Annotated in this window: 19 protein-coding genes; 9 read left to right on the top strand and 10 right to left on the bottom strand. The window is 63.3% G+C overall.

Translation table 11 applies throughout. The annotated features are described in order from the left end of the window. Positions 1-64 precede the first annotated feature (64 nt). The 6 genes from pqqA (at position 65) to PMM47T1_RS01560 (ending at position 5,102) form a co-directional block, all read left to right on the top strand. Positions 65-136, top strand: coding sequence for a pyrroloquinoline quinone precursor peptide PqqA (gene pqqA, locus PMM47T1_RS28800; protein WP_008365141.1), 72 nt, complete (start codon positions 65-67; stop codon positions 134-136). Positions 137-220: 84 nt separating this feature from the next. Then, entirely contained in the window at positions 221-1,132 is a 912-nt protein-coding gene (pqqB, locus tag PMM47T1_RS01580) for a pyrroloquinoline quinone biosynthesis protein PqqB (RefSeq protein ID WP_008365139.1), read from the top strand. A gap of 9 nt (positions 1,133-1,141) precedes the next feature. Further along, entirely contained in the window at positions 1,142-1,897 is a 756-nt protein-coding gene (gene pqqC, locus PMM47T1_RS01575) for a pyrroloquinoline-quinone synthase PqqC (RefSeq protein WP_008365137.1), read from the top strand. After that, positions 1,894-2,169 carry a pyrroloquinoline quinone biosynthesis peptide chaperone PqqD gene (gene pqqD / locus PMM47T1_RS01570; RefSeq protein WP_008365136.1) on the top strand — a complete coding sequence of 92 codons (276 nt, stop codon included), beginning with the start codon at positions 1,894-1,896 and terminating at the stop codon, positions 2,167-2,169. Before pqqC ends, pqqD begins: the two co-directional genes overlap by 4 nt. Next, the gene (gene pqqE, locus PMM47T1_RS01565; RefSeq protein ID WP_043300599.1) at positions 2,141-3,301 is read left to right on the top strand and encodes a pyrroloquinoline quinone biosynthesis protein PqqE; all 1,161 of its coding nucleotides are present in this window, start codon (positions 2,141-2,143) and stop codon (positions 3,299-3,301) included. The genes pqqD and pqqE overlap by 29 nt, the downstream gene beginning before the upstream one ends. Further along, complete coding sequence (locus PMM47T1_RS01560) at positions 3,267-5,102, top strand: alpha/beta hydrolase family protein (RefSeq protein ID WP_008365132.1); 1,836 nt, start codon at positions 3,267-3,269, stop codon at positions 5,100-5,102. Before pqqE ends, PMM47T1_RS01560 begins: the two co-directional genes overlap by 35 nt. Here PMM47T1_RS01560 and PMM47T1_RS28795 read toward each other — a convergent pair whose 3' ends face one another. From PMM47T1_RS28795 to bioB, 10 genes are all read right to left on the bottom strand, one after another. After that, the gene (locus PMM47T1_RS28795) at positions 5,103-5,261 is read right to left on the bottom strand and encodes a YqaE/Pmp3 family membrane protein (RefSeq protein ID WP_008365129.1); all 159 of its coding nucleotides are present in this window, start codon (positions 5,259-5,261) and stop codon (positions 5,103-5,105) included. Positions 5,262-5,684: 423 nt separating this feature from the next. Continuing rightward, positions 5,685-7,463, bottom strand: coding sequence for an acyl-CoA dehydrogenase C-terminal domain-containing protein (locus PMM47T1_RS01550; protein WP_008365127.1), 1,779 nt, complete (start codon positions 7,461-7,463; stop codon positions 5,685-5,687). A 205-nt stretch (positions 7,464-7,668) separates the two neighbouring features. After that, complete coding sequence (locus PMM47T1_RS01545; protein ID WP_008365126.1) at positions 7,669-8,958, bottom strand: GGDEF domain-containing protein; 1,290 nt, start codon at positions 8,956-8,958, stop codon at positions 7,669-7,671. Between the two features lie 247 nt (positions 8,959-9,205). After that, positions 9,206-11,011, bottom strand: coding sequence for a phenylacyl-CoA dehydrogenase (locus PMM47T1_RS01540; protein ID WP_008365125.1), 1,806 nt, complete (start codon positions 11,009-11,011; stop codon positions 9,206-9,208). A 332-nt stretch (positions 11,012-11,343) separates the two neighbouring features. Beyond that, a complete protein-coding gene (locus PMM47T1_RS01535; RefSeq protein WP_008365124.1) occupies positions 11,344-11,640 on the bottom strand; it encodes a hypothetical protein in 297 nt (98 codons plus the stop codon). 108 nt (positions 11,641-11,748) lie between these two features. After that, complete coding sequence (gene bioD / locus PMM47T1_RS01530) at positions 11,749-12,429, bottom strand: dethiobiotin synthase (protein WP_008365123.1); 681 nt, start codon at positions 12,427-12,429, stop codon at positions 11,749-11,751. Position 12,430: 1 nt separating this feature from the next. After that, complete coding sequence (bioC, locus tag PMM47T1_RS01525) at positions 12,431-13,255, bottom strand: malonyl-ACP O-methyltransferase BioC (RefSeq protein WP_008365122.1); 825 nt, start codon at positions 13,253-13,255, stop codon at positions 12,431-12,433. Then, complete coding sequence (locus PMM47T1_RS01520) at positions 13,248-13,982, bottom strand: alpha/beta fold hydrolase (RefSeq protein ID WP_008365121.1); 735 nt, start codon at positions 13,980-13,982, stop codon at positions 13,248-13,250. Before PMM47T1_RS01520 ends, bioC begins: the two co-directional genes overlap by 8 nt. Continuing rightward, a complete protein-coding gene (gene bioF, locus PMM47T1_RS01515) occupies positions 13,975-15,147 on the bottom strand; it encodes an 8-amino-7-oxononanoate synthase (RefSeq protein WP_008365120.1) in 1,173 nt (390 codons plus the stop codon). Before bioF ends, PMM47T1_RS01520 begins: the two co-directional genes overlap by 8 nt. Before the next feature lie 6 nt (positions 15,148-15,153). Beyond that, the gene (gene bioB / locus PMM47T1_RS01510; RefSeq protein WP_008365119.1) at positions 15,154-16,212 is read right to left on the bottom strand and encodes a biotin synthase BioB; all 1,059 of its coding nucleotides are present in this window, start codon (positions 16,210-16,212) and stop codon (positions 15,154-15,156) included. A gap of 94 nt (positions 16,213-16,306) precedes the next feature. On the opposite strand from bioB, the gene PMM47T1_RS01505 reads away from it, so the two are divergent. The 3 genes from PMM47T1_RS01505 to PMM47T1_RS01495 all read left to right on the top strand — a co-directional run bounded on the left by PMM47T1_RS01505 (position 16,307) and on the right by PMM47T1_RS01495 (position 19,055). Then, entirely contained in the window at positions 16,307-17,044 is a 738-nt protein-coding gene (locus PMM47T1_RS01505; protein WP_008365118.1) for a ComF family protein, read from the top strand. 63 nt (positions 17,045-17,107) lie between these two features. Beyond that, positions 17,108-17,872: a TOBE domain-containing protein gene (locus PMM47T1_RS01500; RefSeq protein ID WP_008365116.1), complete on the top strand. Its 765-nt coding sequence runs from the start codon at positions 17,108-17,110 to the stop codon at positions 17,870-17,872. Positions 17,873-18,080: 208 nt separating this feature from the next. Beyond that, positions 18,081-19,055 carry a serine/threonine protein kinase gene (locus tag PMM47T1_RS01495; protein ID WP_008365113.1) on the top strand — a complete coding sequence of 325 codons (975 nt, stop codon included), beginning with the start codon at positions 18,081-18,083 and terminating at the stop codon, positions 19,053-19,055. Positions 19,056-19,072: the final 17 nt, after the last annotated feature.

Raw genomic sequence — 19,072 nt, 5'->3', positions numbered from 1 at the left:
CGGAGGTGGTTCTAATGTGTTGCACCAGTACCACTTCCATCCATCACCCAGAAGGAGTCATCCTATGTGGACCAAACCAGCCTACACCGACCTGCGCATCGGCTTTGAAGTCACCATGTACTTCGCTAGCCGCTGATTTTTATCGCAGTACAGCGCCTCGGTCAGCCGGGGCGTTTTTATTTTCGCTATTCATTTTCAAGCCACACGCCACAGGCCTCCCATGTACATCCAGATTCTAGGCTCTGCCGCCGGTGGCGGTTTCCCCCAGTGGAACTGCAACTGCGTGAACTGCAAGGGCTACCGCGACGGCACCTTGAACGCCAAGGCCCGCACCCAGTCCTCCATTGCCCTGTCCGATGACGGCGTGCACTGGGTTTTGTGCAACGCCTCGCCAGACATTCGCGCCCAACTGCAGGGTTTTGCACCGATGCAACCGGCCCGCGCCCTGCGCGACACCGGTATCAATGCCATCATCCTGCTGGACAGCCAGATCGACCACACCACTGGCCTGCTCAGCCTGCGCGAAGGCTGCCCGCACCAGGTGTGGTGCACCGACATGGTCCACCAGGACCTGACCACCGGTTTCCCGCTGTTCAACATGCTCAGCCACTGGAACGGCGGCCTGCAATGGAACCGCATTGAACTGGAAGGCAGCTTTACTATCCCGGCCTGCCCGAACCTGCGCTTTACCCCGTTCCCACTGCGCAGCGCCGCGCCGCCCTATTCGCCACACCGCTTCGACCCGCACCCGGGCGACAATCTGGGCCTGCGCGTGGAAGACCTGCGCACCGGCGGCAAGCTGTTCTACGCACCGGGCCTGGGCCAGGTCGACGACACGCTGCTGGGGCACATGGCCGATGCCGACTGCCTGCTGGTGGACGGCACGCTGTGGGACGACGATGAGATGCAGCGTCGTGGCGTTGGCACCCGGACAGGTCGTGAAATGGGCCACCTGTGCCAGAACGGCCCCGGCGGCATGCTGGAAGTGCTGGACGGTCTGAACAAGCCGCGCAAGGTACTTATCCACATCAACAACACCAACCCAATCCTCGACGAAGACTCGCCCGAGCGCGCCGAAGTGACGCGCCGTGGAGTCGAAGTGGCCTTCGATGGCATGAGCATCGAACTGTAGGAGTTGAACATGACCGACGCCAAGGCAATGTCCCCCGCCGAATTCGAGCAGGCCCTGCGGGCCAAGGGCGCCTACTATCACATCTACCACCCCTACCACGTGGCGATGTATGAAGGCCGGGCCACCCGCGAGCAGATCCAGGGCTGGGTAGCCAACCGTTTCTACTACCAGGTCAACATCCCCATGAAGGATGCCGCGATTCTGGCCAACTGCCCGGACCGCGAAGTGCGCCGCGAGTGGATTCAGCGCCTGCTGGACCACGACGGTGCCCCCGGTGAAGACGGCGGCATCGAGGCCTGGCTGCGCCTAGGCCAATCGGTGGGCCTGGACCCGGACCAGCTGCGCTCCCAGGAGCTGGTATTGCCCGGCGTGCGCTTTGCCGTGGACGCCTACGTCAACTTCGCCCGCCGCGCCAGTTGGCAGGAAGCCGCCAGCAGCTCGCTGACCGAGCTGTTCGCGCCGCAGATCCACCAGTCGCGCCTGGACAGCTGGCCACAGCATTACCCGTGGATCGACCCGGCCGGCTACGAATACTTCCGCACTCGCCTGGGCCAGGCCCGACGCGACGTGGAACATGGCCTGGCCATCACCCTGCAGCACTACACCACGGCTGAAGGCCAGCAGCGCATGCTGGAGATCCTGCAGTTCAAACTGGACATCCTGTGGAGCATGCTCGACAGCATGACCATGGCCTATGAGCTCAACCGTCCGCCCTACCACAGCGTTACCGACCAGCGTGTCTGGCACAAGGGGATAGCCTTATGAGTTTTGATCGCAACCTGACGCCCAAATGGCGGCCCGGCTATCGCTTCCAGTACGAACCGGCGCAGAAAGGCCACGTGCTGCTCTATCCTGAAGGGATGATCAAGCTCAACGACAGTGCCAGCGCCATTGGCGGCCTGATCGACGGCCAGCGCACTGTCGCCGCTGTTATCGCCGAGTTGGACAAGCAATTCCCCGGCGTTCCCGAGCTCGGTGTCGACATCGAGCAATTCATGGAGGTCGCTCGTGCAGAGCACTGGATCGAACTTGCCTGAGCTGCCGGCCAAGCCCGAAGTCGGTTTGCCCCTGTGGCTGCTGGCCGAGCTGACCTACCGCTGCCCATTGCAGTGCCCGTACTGCTCCAACCCCCTGGACTTCGCGGCCCAGGGCAAGGAGCTGACCACCGAGCAATGGTTCAAGGTATTTCGTGAAGCCCGGGAAATGGGCGCTGCACAGATCGGTTTCTCCGGCGGCGAACCGCTGGTGCGCCAGGACCTCGCCGAGCTGATCCGCGAGGCGCGGCAGCTGGGGTTCTATACCAACCTGATCACCTCAGGCATTGGCCTTACCGAACAGAAAATCGCCGACTTCAAGGTCGCAGGCCTGGACCACATCCAGATCAGCTTCCAGGCCAGCGACGAGCAGGTCAATAACCTGCTGGCGGGCTCGAAAAAAGCCTTCAAGCAAAAGCTGGAAATGGCTCGCGCGGTGAAAGCCCACGGCTACCCGATGGTGCTGAACTTCGTGACCCACCGGCACAACATCGACAAGATCGACCGCATCATCGAGCTGTGCATCGCCCTGGAAGCCGACTTCGTCGAGCTTGCCACCTGCCAGTTCTACGGCTGGGCCGAACTCAACCGCCTGGGCCTGCTGCCCACCAAGGAACAGCTGGTACGGGCCGAGCGCATCACCAACCAATATCGTGAAAAGCTGGCGGCCGAGGGCAACCCCTGCAAGCTGATATTCGTCACCCCGGACTACTATGAGGAACGCCCCAAAGCCTGCATGAACGGCTGGGGCAGCATTTTCCTCACGGTAACCCCGGACGGCACCGCCCTGCCCTGCCACGGCGCGCGGCAGATGCCGATCCAGTTCCCCAATGTGCGCGACCACAGCATGCAACACATCTGGTATGACTCATTCGGTTTCAACCGCTTCCGTGGTTATGATTGGATGCCTGAGCCGTGCCGCTCCTGCGACGAGAAAGAAAAGGACTTCGGTGGCTGTCGTTGCCAGGCTTTCATGCTGACCGGCGATGCCAGCAATGCCGACCCCGTGTGCAGTAAGTCGGCGGACCACGGGATCATCCTCAAGGCCCGTGAGGAGTCCGAGACTGCCACTCAGACGATCGAACAACTGGCCTTCCGAAATGAACGAAACTCGAGAATCATCGCCAAGGCCTGACCTGTTCAGCGCCGCCCAGGCCGTCGCCGCCGGTACCGACTTCGCTGAACTGGCGGTCGGGCCGGCAGGGCTGTTCTGGAATGAATTCCGCCCCCAGGACGCCGCCTGTCGCATCTGGCACTGGCGCGCCGGCCAGGCCCGCTGCCTGACCCCCGACGGTTTCAGTGCACGCAGCCGCGTGTATGAATACGGCGGTGGCTCCTTCTGCCTGATTGACGAGGGCCTGGTGTTTGTCAATGAGGCCGACCAGCAGCTTTACCTGCAGGCGCTGGCTGGCGGCGCGCCACGCCAGCTGACCCAAGGCAGCCAGCGCTACGGTGACGTACGAGCGGCAGCCCACCAAGTGCTGGCCGTGGAGGAAAGCCACCAGCCGGATCGGGTGGAACACCGCCTGGTGAGCATCGAGCTGGCCGACGGCAACCGCCATGTGCTGGCCGAAGGTGCTGACTTCTACGCATCCCCCACCTTGAGCGACGATGGCCAGCGCCTGGCCTGGATCGAATGGAGCCGGCCGCACCAACCCTGGACCGTCACCCGCCTGATGGTTTGCGAACGCTTGCCGTCCGGGCAATGGAGCAAACCCTCACAGCTAGGCGATGCGGGTGAGCAGTCCCTGCAACAGCCACGCTTTGACCGCGATGGGCGCCTGTACTGCCTGTCAGACCGGGACGGCTTCTGGCAGCCTTGGGGAGAAACCGAACACGGCTGGGCATTGCTGCCGTCACGCCCGGCCGACCACGCAGGCGCCCCTTGGCAATTGGGCGCCTGCACCTGGCTGCCGCTGGACGCTGGCCATTTTCTGGCCACCTGGTTCGAGGATGGCTTCGCCCGCTTGGGCATCGGCCAGCCCGACGGTCTGGTCGAAGACTACAGCGCTGACTTCACCCGCTTCCGCAGCCTGGCCATGGACGACGGGCATATCTATGCCATTGCCGCATCGGCCACCTGCCCTGCGGCGATCATCGCCATTGACCGGCTCAGCCGCCAGGCGCGCGTGCTCACCGGCGGCGTATTGCCCTTGGCCGCCGCCCAGGTCAGCCGCCCCCAGCCGTTGCGCTACGCCAGTGGCGACAGCGAGGCCTTCGGCTTCTTTTACCCGGCCATGAACGGCGACAGCCAGCCACCGCTGGTGGTGTTCATCCACGGCGGCCCGACCTCGGCGTGCTACCCGGTATTCGATTCACGCATTCAATACTGGACCCAGCGCGGCTTCGCTGTGGCCGACCTCAATTACCGAGGCAGCAGCAGCTACGGCCGCGCCTATCGCCAGGCGCTGCATTTGCGTTGGGGCGAAGCAGACGTGGAAGATGCTTGCGCGGTGGTCAGCCATTTGGCTGCCCGCGGCCTGATCAATCCCGGGCAGGCCTTCATCCGTGGCGGCAGCGCCGGTGGCTACACCACCCTGTGCGCTCTGGCCTTTCACAACGTATTCCGCGCGGGCGCCAGCCTGTACGGCGTCAGCGACCCGCTGGCGCTGGGCAAAAGCACCCATAAGTTCGAAGGCGACTACCTGGACTGGCTAATCGGTGACCCGCAACAGGACGAAGCTCGCTATCGCGCCCGCACACCGCTGTTCCACGCGGGCAACATCAAGGTGCCGGTGATCTTCTTCCAGGGCGAACTGGATGCGGTGGTAGTACCGCGGCAAACCCGCGACATGCTCAAGGCCCTGCACGACAACGGCCTGCCGGCCGAAGCCCACTACTACCCGGACGAACGCCATGGCTTCCGCAAGGCGGCAAACCTGGCGCATGCGCTGGAGCAGGAGTGGGGGTTTTATCGGCGGGTAATGGAGGGCTGATTACCGCTTCGCGATGATATACACCGCATGCACGATACCCGGGATGTAGCCGCACAGTGTCAGCAGGATGTTCAACCAGAACGCACCGCCAAATCCGACTTGCAGGAATACGCCCAACGGGGGCAGCAGAATGGCAACGATAATGCGGATAAAGTCCATGGTACGGCTCCTGGAAGGTTGATAACCAACTGACATCACTGCAGCTCCCAAGGTTCAACGGGCCAGGTGTTGCTGCAACCTGACTTTGTGGGAGCTGGCTTGCCAGCGAGCTTTTCGGGCCCCTCCAACCCGCCGGCAGCCAGCTCCCACAATAGCCGAATTCGACCTTGCCGCTGCCGCCAGGCTGTGCAGGCCTGACAAATCGCGCGCAAAAGAAAACCCCGCCGAGGCGGGGTTTCGCAGACTGTATCCCTGACATCCATTTCCTCCCACCGTCCTGTGGCGGGTTCCCTACGTGTCCGTATTCTACTGGGCGCTTCCTGCGCGACGTCCATGGAGCAAGATTACCCATGGATCGGAACAAGCGGTATCGCCGAAAAGCAACACAGCACGTAGGAATATGCTTACAGCGTTGTACGACAGTTAGAACTGATCCGCCTCCAACAGGAACAGCGACTCGCTGCCCGCCTTCACCGACGCCGTGAGCGAATGGATACGCGGCAGCAGGCGGGCGAAATAGAAACGCGCCGTGCCCAGCTTGCTGACGTAGAAATCTTCCTGCGCTTCCTTGCCCAGCGCCGCCTTGGCCATGAGAGCCCACATGTAGGCATAGGCCGTGTAGCCAAACACGTGCAGGTATTCCAGGGATGCCGCGCCGATTTCGTTGGGGTCGTTCTTGGCGCGATCCAGCAGCCAGGCAGTCAGGTCGTCGAGGTTATCCAGCGCAGCGCTCAGCGGCTGGGTGAACTCGGCCAGCGTCGGCTGTGCCGTGGTGATGAAGTGGCGGATCTCGTCAGCGAACAACCGGTAGAACGCACCGCCACTGCCGATCACCTTGCGGCCCAACAGGTCCAGTGCCTGGATGCCGTTGGTGCCTTCGTAGATCTGGGTAATGCGCACGTCGCGCACCAGTTGCTCCTGGCCCCATTCACGGATGTAGCCGTGGCCACCAAACACTTGCTGGCCGAGCACGGTAGTCTCCAGGCCCAGGTCGGTGAGGAACGCCTTGGCCACCGGGGTCAGCAGGGCCACCAGGTCTTCGGCACGTTTGCGCGTGACCGGTTCCTCACTGAACTTGGCGGTGTCGAGCTGCATGGCCACATAGGTGGAAAACGCCCGGCCGCCTTCGTTGAAGGCTTTCATGGTCAACAGCATGCGACGCACGTCGGGGTGGACGATGATCGGGTCCGCCACCTTGTCCTTGGCCTTGGGCCCCGTGGGCGAGCGGCTTTGCAGGCGGTCGCGGGCATAGTCCACCGCGCTCTGGTAAGAGCGCTCGGCCGAAGCAAGGCCCTGGATGCCAACGCCCAGGCGCTCGTAGTTCATCATGGTGAACATGGCCGCCAGGCCCTTGTTCGCTTCGCCCACGATATAACCTACAGCGCCATCGAAGTTCATCACGCAGGTGGCCGACGCCTGGATACCCATCTTGTGCTCGATGGAACCGCAGCTCACGGCGTTGCGCTCACCCAGGCTGCCATCCACATTGACCATGAACTTGGGCACCAGGAACAGCGAGATGCCCTTTGGCCCTGCCGGCGCATCGGGCAGCTTGGCCAATACCAGGTGAATGATGTTCTCGGTCAGGTCATGTTCGCCGCCGGTGATGAAGATCTTGGTGCCGCTGACCTTGTAGCTGCCGTCGGCCTGGGGCTCGGCCTTGGTGCGAATGATGCCAAGGTCGGTGCCAGCATGGGCCTCGGTCAGGCACATGGAACCCGCCCAAATGCCGGCGTACATGTTCGGCAGGTAGACCTGCTTGAGTTCTTCACTGGCGTGGGCATTGATCGATAGGCAGGCGCCCGCCGTGAGCATCGGGTACAGGCCGAACGCCAGGCTGGAAGAGTTGACCATTTCCTCGACCTGGGCCGAGACCGCCTTGGGCATGCCCATGCCGCCGTAGGTCGGATCGCCGCCCACGCCCACCCAACCACCTTCGGCGTAGGTCTGGTAAGCCTGCGGGAAACCGGCCGGAGTGGTGACCACGGTGTCTTTCCAGTGGCAGCCTTCTTCGTCGGCGCTGCGGTTCAGCGGCGCCACGGTGCGGCTGGTGACCTTGCCGGCCTCTTCCAGAATGGCCTCTACCGTTTCCGCGTCCACTGTGTCAGCCAGCTCAGGTAGCTGGGCCCACAGGCTGGCCACATCGAAAACTTCGTTGAGGACGAAGCGCATATCGCGCAGGGGCGCTTTGTAGTCAGCCATGGCAACCTCGCAAACGGTACTGAGACAGTGGATAAATCCAGTGTACCCCAACAACTTTTGCGACACATAGGGTCGTGACGTGACCATATGGTCACAGCGAGTCACAAATTATAGCCACTGCCGTCAGGCTGCGCCGGCCCTTTGCCCCACGGAAAATCTTCAGTGAATGCAGGGGCCAGCGCAGCCTGCGGCGGCGGCTACACCGTTACGCGGAAGCGGCAGTACGCACGGCGCCACGACGGCTCTGGCCATAGCCGACCACGCAGTTGCGGCCTGCGCCCTTGGCGCTGTACAGCGCTTCGTCTGCTGACTTGAGCACTTCTTCCGGGGTGCGGTGGTCGATCAGGCGCTCGGCCACGCCGATACTGATGGTTACCGACACGCTGGACGCGCCGGAGCCATGACGGCGCTGACGGCCCTGCTTGTCGTCCTGAGGGCGGTTGTCCGGGTTGCGCAACTGGATATTGTAGGCGGCGATAGCCTCGCGAATCGCCTCCAGGTGCGGCATGCACTCTTCCATGGTCTTGGCCGCGAACACCAGGGCGAATTCTTCACCGCCGTAGCGGTAGGCGCGGCCACCACCGGTCACCTTCGACAGCTTGCTGGCCACCAGGCGCAACACTTGGTCACCGACGTCGTGGCCATGGGTGTCGTTGAATTTCTTGAAATGGTCGACGTCGGACATGGCCAACACGTAATTGCGCCCCAGCCGCTGCATACGCTCATTGAGCGCACGCCGGCCGGGCAGGCCTGTCAGCTCGTCGCGGAAGGCCATCTGATAGGCCTCATGGGCCACCGCCGCGGCAATCATCAGCATCACCTGGCTGCACATAATGTTCAGGGTGAAGGGCAGGATGAAGGTTTTGGGCAACATCCAGAACAGGCCGAGCAACCCCACCAGTTGCGCCGCGTGCAAGGGCCGCGGTTCACGCAGGTATTGCACCACCAGCAGCGCGAAGGCCAGGAAGAACATCGGGTAGGCCATTTGGATCAGGCTCATCCACTGGCCATGCAGCGCGGGCCAGCGAATTTCCGCCAGCCAGTTGAGCAAAGGCACCGGGAAACTCTGCTCCAGGCCCAGCGCAGTGCTGCCCACCGCCAGCAACACGGCAAAGCGCGCGACCATGTCCTGAAACAGGTGCGTGCGCTCCTTCCAGGCGCCAAACAGTCCGTACAGGGCGGGCAACAGCAAACAACACAAATGGAAGACCACGGCCGCGTCTTCACGCACCTTGCCGTTGTCCCGGTAGAAGTCGGTTTGGGTGTCGAGCAGGAAGTAGGCGATGTACACCGTGACCATCAGGAACAGCTCGCGCTGGCGACGATAAACCGCGCAATAAGCACCGCCCAGCAGCAGCACCAGGGTAGGCAGTACGTTGAACAGGGAGGTGAAGAATACGTTCAGGTCTCTCACATAGGCAGCCGCAAGCCCCGCGAGCAATAACAACAGCGACGGTAGAAAATGACTGAAACGAACGGCAGATAAACGCGGCAAAAGGGAAAATCCGATACAAAGCGAAGTTATGGCATTGTGCCTTCACCTGTATCGGCTGCGCTCGCGAATATTTAAGGCTCAATACAATTTTTTAGGACGTTGAAGCCAAAAAAATGTACCCGCAAAAACACCTGTAGCCGCTGATGCGAGGCTGCGCTGGCCCTTGTGCTCACTGAATATCTTCAGCGAGGCGAAAGGCCCGCGCAGCCTTGCGGCAGCGGCTACAGGTTCAACTGGACTACTGGCCTCAGTAGCTCAGGCCAAAGTGCTCTTCGTTCATGTCCATCAGGTTGTTGGCGCCCGACAGAATGGCCGCGACGTGAGTGCGGGTGCGCGGCAGGATGCGCTGGAAGTAGAAGCGTGCAGTCTGCAGCTTGGCGGTGTAGAACGCCTCTTCCGACGTGCCGGCAGCCAGTTTCGCGGCAGCCAGGCGGGCCATGTCGGCCCAGAAGTAGGCCAGGCACGCGTAACCGGAGTACATCAGGTAGTCCACCGAAGCGGCACCCACTTCCTCGCGGTCTTTCATGGCGGCCATGCCGATCTTCATGGTCAACTCGCCCCATTCCTTGTTCAACTGGGCCAGAGGGGTCACGAACTCGCTGACAGCCTCGTTGCCTTCGTTGGTCTGGCAGAACTTGTGCACGATTTTGGTGAAGCCCTTCAGTGCCTCGCCCTGGGTCATCAGCACTTTACGGCCCAGCAGGTCCAGGGCCTGGATGCCAGTGGTGCCTTCGTACAGCATGGAGATGCGGCTGTCGCGAACGTTCTGCTCCATGCCCCACTCGGCGATGAAGCCGTGGCCGCCGTAGATCTGCACGCCGTGGTTAGCCGACTCAAAGCCCACCTCGGTCATGAAGGCCTTGGCGATCGGGGTCATGAAGGCCAGCAGTGCGTCGGCTTTCTTCTTCTCTTCGTCGTCGGTGCCGTACTTGACGATGTCCACCTGCTTGGCCGTGAAGTACACCATGGCACGGTTGCCTTCGGTGAACGCCTTCATGGTCAGCAGCATGCGGCGAACGTCAGGGTGCACGATGATCGGGTCAGCGGCCTTGTCCGGCGCTTTCGGGCCAGTCAGCGAGCGCATCTGCAGGCGATCACGGGCGTATTTCAGACCACCCTGGAACGCCACTTCGGAGTGAGCCAGGCCTTGCAACGCGGTACCCAGGCGAGCGGTGTTCATGAAGGTGAACATGCAGTTCAGGCCTTTGTTCGCCGCGCCGATCAGGAAGCCGGTGGCCGCGTCGAAGTTCATCACGCAGGTGGCGTTGCCGTGAATGCCCATCTTGTGCTCGATGGAGCCACAGGTCACGGCATTGCGTGCGCCCAGGCTGCCATCGGCGTTAGGCACGAACTTGGGCACGATGAACAGCGAGATACCCTTGGTACCGGCTGGCGCGTCGGGCAGGCGAGCCAGCACGATGTGAATGATGTTGTCGGCCATGTCGTGTTCGCCGGCCGAGATGAAGATCTTGGTGCCAGTGACTTTGTACGAACCGTCGGCCTGAGGCTCGGCCTTGGTGCGCAGCATGCCCAGGTCGGTGCCGCAATGCGGCTCGGTCAGGCACATGGTGCCGGTCCACTCGCCCGACACCAGTTTTGTCAGGTAGGCGTCCTGCTGTTCAGCGGTGCCGTGCTCGGAAATGGTGTTCATGGCGCCATGGGACAGGCCAGGGTACATGCCCCACGACCAGTTGGACTCACCCACCATCTCGCTCACCGCCAGGCCCAGCGACTCGGGCAGGCCCTGGCCGCCATGGGCAACGTCGTGGGCCAGGCTTGGCCAGCCGCCTTCGACGAACTGTTTGTAGGCTTCCTTGAAACCAGTCGGCGTTTTCACGCCCGACTCGCTCCAGGTACAGCCTTCGGTGTCACCCACCCGGTTCAGCGGGGCCAGCACCTGCTCACAGAACTTGGCGCCTTCCTCCAGGATAGCGTCGACCATGTCCGGGGTAGCGTCCTGGCAAGCCGGCAGGCTCTGATAGTGCGCTTCGTAGCCAAGCAGTTCGTCACGTACGAAGCGAATATCACGCAAGGGGGCCTTGTAATCAGGCATAGCGATAAACCTCTGCTGATGAAACTGGAATGTGTGACCGCAACAGACCAGCCAGCGCTTGATGGCGTTCTGTCAAACAGTTGTTTGAAACATACGTTTACGCCCAAAAGTTGTCAAGCATCGTTCCACCAGACTACACCCGACGGCCACGAAATGCGCGCGCACAGGTATGCCCCGCAGGCCCTGAATGGGTGCGGTGAATGATGGGGAATCAATGGTGTCGGGGAGGTTGAGCTTCTTGTGCGAGCTGGCTGGCCAGCGAGATGTTCAGTGTGTCGAACCGCTCGCTGGCACAGCCAGCCCCTACAGGACTTGCGCAGGGCAACGCAGTATCAGGCGTAGGTATCGATCAGCGTACCCAGTGTTTCGTTGGCCGCGTGGGTCACTTTCAGACCGGCTTCGACCTGAAGTTTGCCTTGGGTCAGTTCCACGGCGCTGCCAGCCAGGTCTTGCTGGCTGCGGTCAACCGACAGCACCTGCTGGGCCTGCAGGTTAGTGGACTGGTTGCCCACAGCCGGACGGTCGACGGAATTGCTGGCGATCTGGCTGGCCGCCTGATCAACCTTGTTCAGGCCGCTCTGGAGGGTGCTCAGGCCCGCGTAGTAGGCGCTGCTTCCTGAGATTTGCATCGGTGAACTCCACACGAAATAGTTTCAACAGGTGCCATTGAAGCAGACACCGTCAATAAACACACGTCAAAAACACTAATGGCACATTGCCCCGCCGATAGCCAAAAACTAATCCAGCAGGTCCAATTGAAGGTGCTCGGCCACCATGGCGGCGCTGATGCCCTTGAGCCGCGGTACTCGCCCCAGGCAAGGCGCAGGCAAACACTCGGCCAGGGTTGCCAGGTTTTCTTCCAGCCGCGAGGTGCGGCCATCAATCACATTGGCCACCCAACCCGCCAGTTGCAAGCCATCGCGGGCAATGGCCTCGGCCGTCAGCAACGCGTGGTTGATGCAGCCAAGGCGAACACCCACCACCAGGATCACCGGCAGTTTCAAGGCAATGGCCAGGTCGGACAGGTTGGCTTGCCCCGACAGCGGCACTCGCCAGCCACCGGCGCCCTCGATCAGGGTGAAGTCGGCGCCCTGGCCGAGGATATCGCGCATGGGCCCCAGCAACGCCTGCACACTCAGGCTCACGCCGGCCTCTCGAGCCGCCAGGTGCGGGGCAATGGCAGGTTCGAAGGCAATGGGGTTGACCTGTTCGTAGGGCAACTGGATAGAGCTTTCGGCCATCAACGCCAACGCGTCGGCGTTGCGCAGGCCCTTGGGGGTCAACTCGCAACCCGATGCCACCGGCTTGGCACCCAGGGTGCTCAGGCCATTGAGCCGCGCGGCATGCAGCAGGCCGGCGGCAATGGTGGTCTTGCCGACATCGGTATCCGTGCCGGCGATAAAATAGGCTGGCCCCATCTCAGTTTCCCCCTTCCAGCGGTTTTTGCAGCACCGCGTAGACCACCTGGTAAGTGGCCGGCAAGCCTTGCGGCTGGCGGAATTGCTCGTAGGCCTGCAGCAGCCCGGTCATGCGCGCCCGCCCGGTCAGCCCGCCTGGGCGGCCCGGGTTGAGGTTGTGCGCCCCCAATGCCTTGAGCTCATGGGTCAAGCCACGCACATCAGGGTAGTACAACACATGGGGCAGCTGTTCCAGGCACAGCACGTTGAAGCCGCTATCGCCACACAGGCGCTGGTAATCCTCGAAACCACGGAAGCGGTTGACGTGTACCAGGCCATCCACGGCCTGCCAGCTTTCGCGCAGCTCGCGCAAGGTGCCCACGCACAGGCTGGCGAACGCCATTACCCCACCCGGCCGCAAGCTGCGACAGGCCTCGCCAAGCACTGCGGTGAAGTCACTGCACCACTGCACCGCCAGGCTGGAGAACAGCAGGTCAACACTGGCCGAGCACACCGGCAGGCGCTCGGCGTCACCCACGATGTAACCCTGCGCACCGCCCAGGGGCCGTGCGTGCTGCAACATGCCTTCGGCGATGTCCACCGCCACGCCGAAGCTGTCGGGGTAGGCGCCGGCCAGGGCGCGGCTGAAATAGCCGGTGCCGCTGCCCAGGTCCATCCAGCAGCGAGGTAGCAGGCCCTGGGGCAAGCGGCTGATCAGCGCCGTGCCAACATCGCGCTGCAGTTCGGCAACGCTGTCATAACTGGCGGCGGCACGGGAAAACGAAGCCGCCACCTGACGCTTGTCCGGCAAGGCGCCGGGCAGCGGGGGCGTGGAAAGATCAGTCATCGGGGGACTCATGCAAAAAGGCCTGGATGGCAGCCGCCAACTCATGGGGGTCTTCCAGGGGGAAAGCGTGGCTGGCCGCTTCAATGAGGCCAACTTCAACATCGGGCAGCAGCGCCAGCACATCACCGGCAACCTCCACCGGCACCAGCGCATCGTTGCCACCATACAGATGCAGTTGCGGCCCACCGTACTGCTGCAACGCATCGCGGATATCCAACTGCGCCAGTAACTCCAGCCCATGCCGCAGCGCATCGCCCGGAGCCTGGGGCGCACCGGCACCCAGCAGTCGTGACAGGCTGCGCGGATCATCGGCAGCGCCCTGGGTACACAGCACGCTGAAGCGCTTCAAGGTGCTTTGCGGGCTGGCATTGCAGCCGGCAAGAAAGGCGTCGAACATTTGCGCAGGCATCGCATTGGGCCATTCGGCACGCGCCACGAAGCATGGGTTGCTGGCCAGCGTAATCAAGCCACAGCAACGATCGCCACGCCGCGCCGCCAGCTCGGCGGCCAGCATGCCGCCCAGCGACCAGCCACCCAGCCAGCAATCCTGGGGCAAGGTAGCGTCCAGGGCATCCAACCAGGCGTGCAGGTCGCTACTGCCAGGCTCGGGCAAGGCGTGCACCTGCACGTGCAGGTGCTCATCCAGCCCTTTCAGGGCTGCGGCCAGCGGCTGCAAGGGCGCTTGGCCCATGCCCCAGCCCGGCAATAGAATCAGTTGGTCACGCATTGCTCGGCTCCAGCAACGGATAGCAGTCGGCCAATGCATTCAACAATAGCTGCACCTGCGTTTCGCTGTGGGCCGCCGACAGGGTCACGCGCAGGCGGGCGCTGCCAGCCGGCACAGTGGGCGGGCGAATGGCGGTGACCATCAGGCCACGCTCGCGCAGCATCTGCGACAGGCGCACGGCACGGCCGGCATCGCCGATCAGGATGGGCTGGATGGGCGTGAAACTGTCCATCAATTGCAGGCCAATCTGCTCGGCGCCCTGGCGGAACTGACGAATCAGCGCGCCCAGATGCTCGCGCCGCCAGTGCTCGCTGCGCAACAGTTCCAGACTCTTGAGCGTGGCGCAGGCCAGAGCCGGTGGCTGGCTAGTGGTGTAGATGTAGGGCCGGGCGAACTGCACCATGGCTTCGATCAGATCGTCACTGCCGGCCACGAAGGCACCCGCGGTACCGAAGGCCTTGCCCAGGGTACCCACCAGCACAGGCACGTCGTCGATACCCAGGCCGTAATGCTCGACGATGCCCGCGCCATTGGCACCCAATGGGCCGAAACCATGGGCATCGTCCACCATTAGCCATGCACCCTTGGCCCTGGCGGCCTGGGCCAGCGCGGGCAGGTCGGCGATATCACCGTCCATGCTGAACACGCCATCGGTCACCACCAGGGTGTTGCCGGTGGCTTTCTCAAGGCGGTTGGCCAGGCTGACAGGATCGTTGTGCAGGTAACGGCTAAAGCGCGCACCACTGAGCAGGCCGGCATCCAGCAGCGAGGCATGGTTGAGACGATCCTGAAGCACCGTGTCGCCCTGCCCCACCAGCGCCGTGACTGCGCCCAGGTTGGCCATGTAGCCCGTGGAAAACAGCAGTGCCCGCGGGCGCCCGGTCAGTTCGGCCAGGGCCAGTTCAAGCGCGTGATGCGGGCCGCTGTGACCGATCACCAGGTGCGAGGCACCGCCGCCCACGCCCCAGCGCTCGGCGCCGGCGCGCCAGGCAGCCACCACGTCGGGGTGATTGGCCAGGCCCAGGTAGTCGTTGTTGCAGAACGCCAGCAGCGGTTGGCCATCGACCACCACCTGCGGGCCCTGGGGGCTCTCAAGCAATGGCCGCTGCCGGTAGAGGTCGGCGGCGCGGCGCTCGGCCAGCCGCGCGCTGAGGTCGAAGGCCATCGGCGGTCAGGCCGACGCGGCGTCGTAGAACAGTTCGCCGCTCTTCTGTTCTACCAAGGCCTGCTCGATGGCAGCCTGGTGCACTTCGTCGGCATGCTCTTCGCGCGCTTCAGGCTTGATGCCCAGGCGGCCGAACAACGCCATGTCCTTGTCTGCCTGCGGGTTGGCGGTGGTCAGCAGTTTGTCGCCGTAGAAAATCGAGTTGGCGCCGGCGAAGAAGGCCAGGGCCTGCATCTGCTCGTTCATGGCCTCGCGGCCAGCGGACAGGCGTACATGGGATTGCGGCATGAGGATACGCGCCACGGCCAGCATGCGGATGAAGTCGAACGGGTCCACGTCGTCGGCGTTTTCCAGCGGCGTGCCGGCCACTTTCACCAGCATGTTGATGGGCACCGACTCTGGATGCTCCGGCAGGTTCGCCAGTTGGATCAGCAGGCCGGCGCGGTCATCCAGCGACTCGCCCATGCCCAGGATGCCGCCCGAGCAGATCTTCATGCCGGCATCGCGCACGTAGGCCAGGGTCTGCAGGCGCTCGCCGTAGGTACGGGTAGTGATGATGCTGCCGTAGAACTCGGGCGAGGTGTCCAGGTTGTGGTTGTAGTAGTCCAGGCCGGCCTCGGCCAGGGCGGCGGTCTGCTCCTGGTCCAGCTTGCCCAGGGTCATGCAGGTTTCCAGGCCCATGGCCTTGACGCCTGCGACCATCTTCAGCACATAAGGCATGTCCTTGGCCGACGGGTGCTTCCAGGCCGCGCCCATGCAGAAGCGCGTGGAACCGATGGCCTTGGCCCGTGCGGCCTCTTCCAGCACCTTCTGCACTTCCATCAGCTTTTCTTTTTCAAGACCGGTGTTGTAGTGCCCCGACTGCGGGCAGTACTTGCAGTCTTCGGGGCAGGCGCCAGTCTTGATCGACAGCAGGGTCGACACTTGCACGCGGTTGGCATCGAAATGCGCGCGGTGCACGGTTTGGGCCTGGAACAGCAGGTCGTTGAAAGGCTGGGTAAACAGGGCCTTGACCTCTGCCAGGGACCAGTCGTGACGAAGCGTTGCAGTTGTGCTGGCGCTCATGGGCGATTCCTTGGTTATGCTTGGGGCTGGCGACCGGGATAATGGAAATATCCACAGGCGCGACACGGATAATGCGCATATTTAAGGAAGACGAATGGACTGTCAACCGAGTCACGGATGGCTGGTTTACAACTGGTTAAAATTCAACCAATTCTGTTTGCTGTGCGATGAGTCGGCCGAACAGCCTTACCCCCTATGTGCAGCGTGCGAAGCCGAGTTGCCGTGGCTGATCGAGCGCTGCCGGCGTTGTGCGCTGCCCATGCCCATGGACGGCCTGCTATGCGGCCAATGCGTGCGCCGGGCGCCGCCGTTTACCCAAGTGGAAGCGCCCTGGCACTATGGTTTTCCGGTGGACAGCCTGATCAGCCGCTTCAAGCACAACGCCCGCTGGCCGCTGGGCCGCCTGCTGGGCGAACTGCTGGGGCAGTGGCTGTTGGCGCGCTTCGACGACGGCCTGGCCAGGCCAGACTGCCTGGTGCCGGTACCCATGGGCCGTAAGCGCCTGCGCCAGCGCGGCTTCAACCAGGCGGCGCTGTTGGCACGCTGGCTGGCGCCGCAATTGGCGCTGCCCGTGGACGAGCAGTTGTTGCTGCGGCCGATTGAAACCCGCGCGCAGCAGGACCTGGACGCGCGCCAGCGCCAGCGCAACCTGCTACAGGCCTTTGCCCTGGCCCCGCGCCCGCGGGTACAGGGCCGCCATGTGGCGCTGGTGGACGACGTGATGACCACCGGTGCCACCGCCCGGGCGCTGGCGCAGTTGCTGCTGCGCGCCGGCGCCGCGCGGGTCGATGTGTACTGCCTGGCGCGTACGCCGAAACCGGGTGCGCCTTGACTTGCCCGGCGTCGGGGTTCAACGTCGTGTGCTCTATAAGACAGCCACAGCGCCAAGACAGCCATGCCCCTGCCCAGCCTGCTCACCCAACACATCGCCCGTCGCCCGCAGCGCATCACCTTGTTGCAGCACATTGCCGAACAGGGCTCCATCACTCGTGCCGCGAAGGCCGCCGGCATGAGCTACAAAGGCGCCTGGGATGCCATCGACGAACTCAACAACCTGGCCGACAAACCCTTGGTTGAGCGCGCCGTGGGCGGCAAGGGCGGTGGCGGCGCGCGGCTGTCCGAGGAGGGCCAACGGGTGCTGCGCCTCTACCAGCGCCTGCAAGCACTACAAACGCAGGTACTGGAAGTGGCTGAAGATGTGCGCGACCTGGACCTGCTCAGCCGCCTGATGCTGCGCACCAGCGCGCGCAATCAGCTGCAGGGCAGCGTCTGCACCATCACCCCTCAGGGCCGCAATGACCTGGTGGAACTGGATCTGGGCGCCGGGTTGTCGCTGTGCGCGCAAATCACCCACGAGAGCACCGAGCACCTGGAACTGGCAGACGGCGTACAGGTCATGGCCCTGATCAAGGCCGGCTGGCTGCGCCTGCATGACGCCGCCGGCCCCGTGCCGGCGGGCGACAATGCCCTGGTGGGGCGTGTGGCGCAAGTTATCGTCGACCCGCAGGGCCCGTCCGAAGTACGCGTGGGCCTGGCCAACGGGCAAACCCTGTGTGCATTGGAAGACGCCGCGCGGGTGGAAGATCTGGGCCTGGCCGAGGGCAAGGACGTGCTGGTGTCGTTCGCGCCGACCTTCGTGCTGCTGGGCACACCCCTTTAAAAAGTTCTTCACGGATTTACGGGAATACCCTGCGATCTCTCGTTCAGGCACGCTTCCGGGGGCGGCCTGATGCTGGTCATTAGTGAGGACCCTAAAACCTGACCCCCTGCCGCAGCGTGCAGGCGCTGCTACAGCCACCCCTGTAGGTGGGCCGGCTCTGATACCATATGTGGCCGGACGCGGCCGCCTGCCGCACGCAGGAGTCAGCATGTCCCATCCGTTTGAAAACCTTACCCCCGACCTGGTTCTGGATGCTGTCGAAAGCATCGGTTTCTTGAGCGACGCACGCGTCCTGGCGCTCAACAGTTATGAAAACCGTGTGTACCAGGTGGGCATCGAGGACGGCCAGCCGCTGATCGCCAAGTTCTACCGCCCGGACCGCTGGACCGACGCTGCCATTCTTGAAGAGCACAGCTTCACCGCCGAACTGGCCGACTGCGAGGTTCCGGTGGTGGCGCCGATGATCCATGAAGGCAAGACCCTGTTTGAACATCAGGGCTTTCGCTTCACCCTGTTCCCCCGCCGCGGCGGCCGTGCGCCGGAGCCGGGCAACCTCGACCAGCTTTACCGCCTGGGCCAGCTGCTGGGCCGCCTGCACGCCGTGGGCGCCACCCGCCCGTTCGAGCACCGCGAGGCGCTGGGGGTGAAAAACTTCGGCCATGACTCATTGGCCACGCTGCTGGAAGGCAACTTCGTGCCGCGCAGCCTGCTGCCCGCCTACGAGTCAGTAGCCCGCGACGTGCTCAAGCGCGTGGAAGAAATCTACCGGGACACCCCGCACACCAACATCCGCATGCACGGCGACTGCCACCCCGGCAACATGATGTGCCGCGACGAGATGTTCCACATCGTCGACCTCGACGACTGCCGCATGGGCCCAGCCGTTCAGGACCTGTGGATGATGCTGGCAGGCGATCGCCAGGAATGCCTGGGCCAGCTGTCGGAGCTGATGGACGGCTACAGCGAGTTCAACGATTTCGACCCGCGCGAACTGGCGCTGATCGAGGCGCTGCGCGCCCTGCGCCTGATGCATTACAGTGCATGGCTGGCACGCCGTTGGGACGACCCGGCGTTCCCGCGCAGCTTTCCCTGGTTCGGTACCGAGCGCTACTGGGGCGACCAGGTGCTGGCCCTGCGCGAACAATTGGCGGCGCTCAACGAAGAACCGCTGAAGCTGTTCTGATAACAACAAGGATTCTG

Source organism: Pseudomonas sp. M47T1 (assembly GCF_000263855.1).
Taxonomy (GTDB): Bacteria; Pseudomonadota; Gammaproteobacteria; order Pseudomonadales; family Pseudomonadaceae; genus Aquipseudomonas.
Note: the sequence above shows the minus strand (reverse complement) of the source record. Positions and strands in the feature narration are given on the sequence as shown.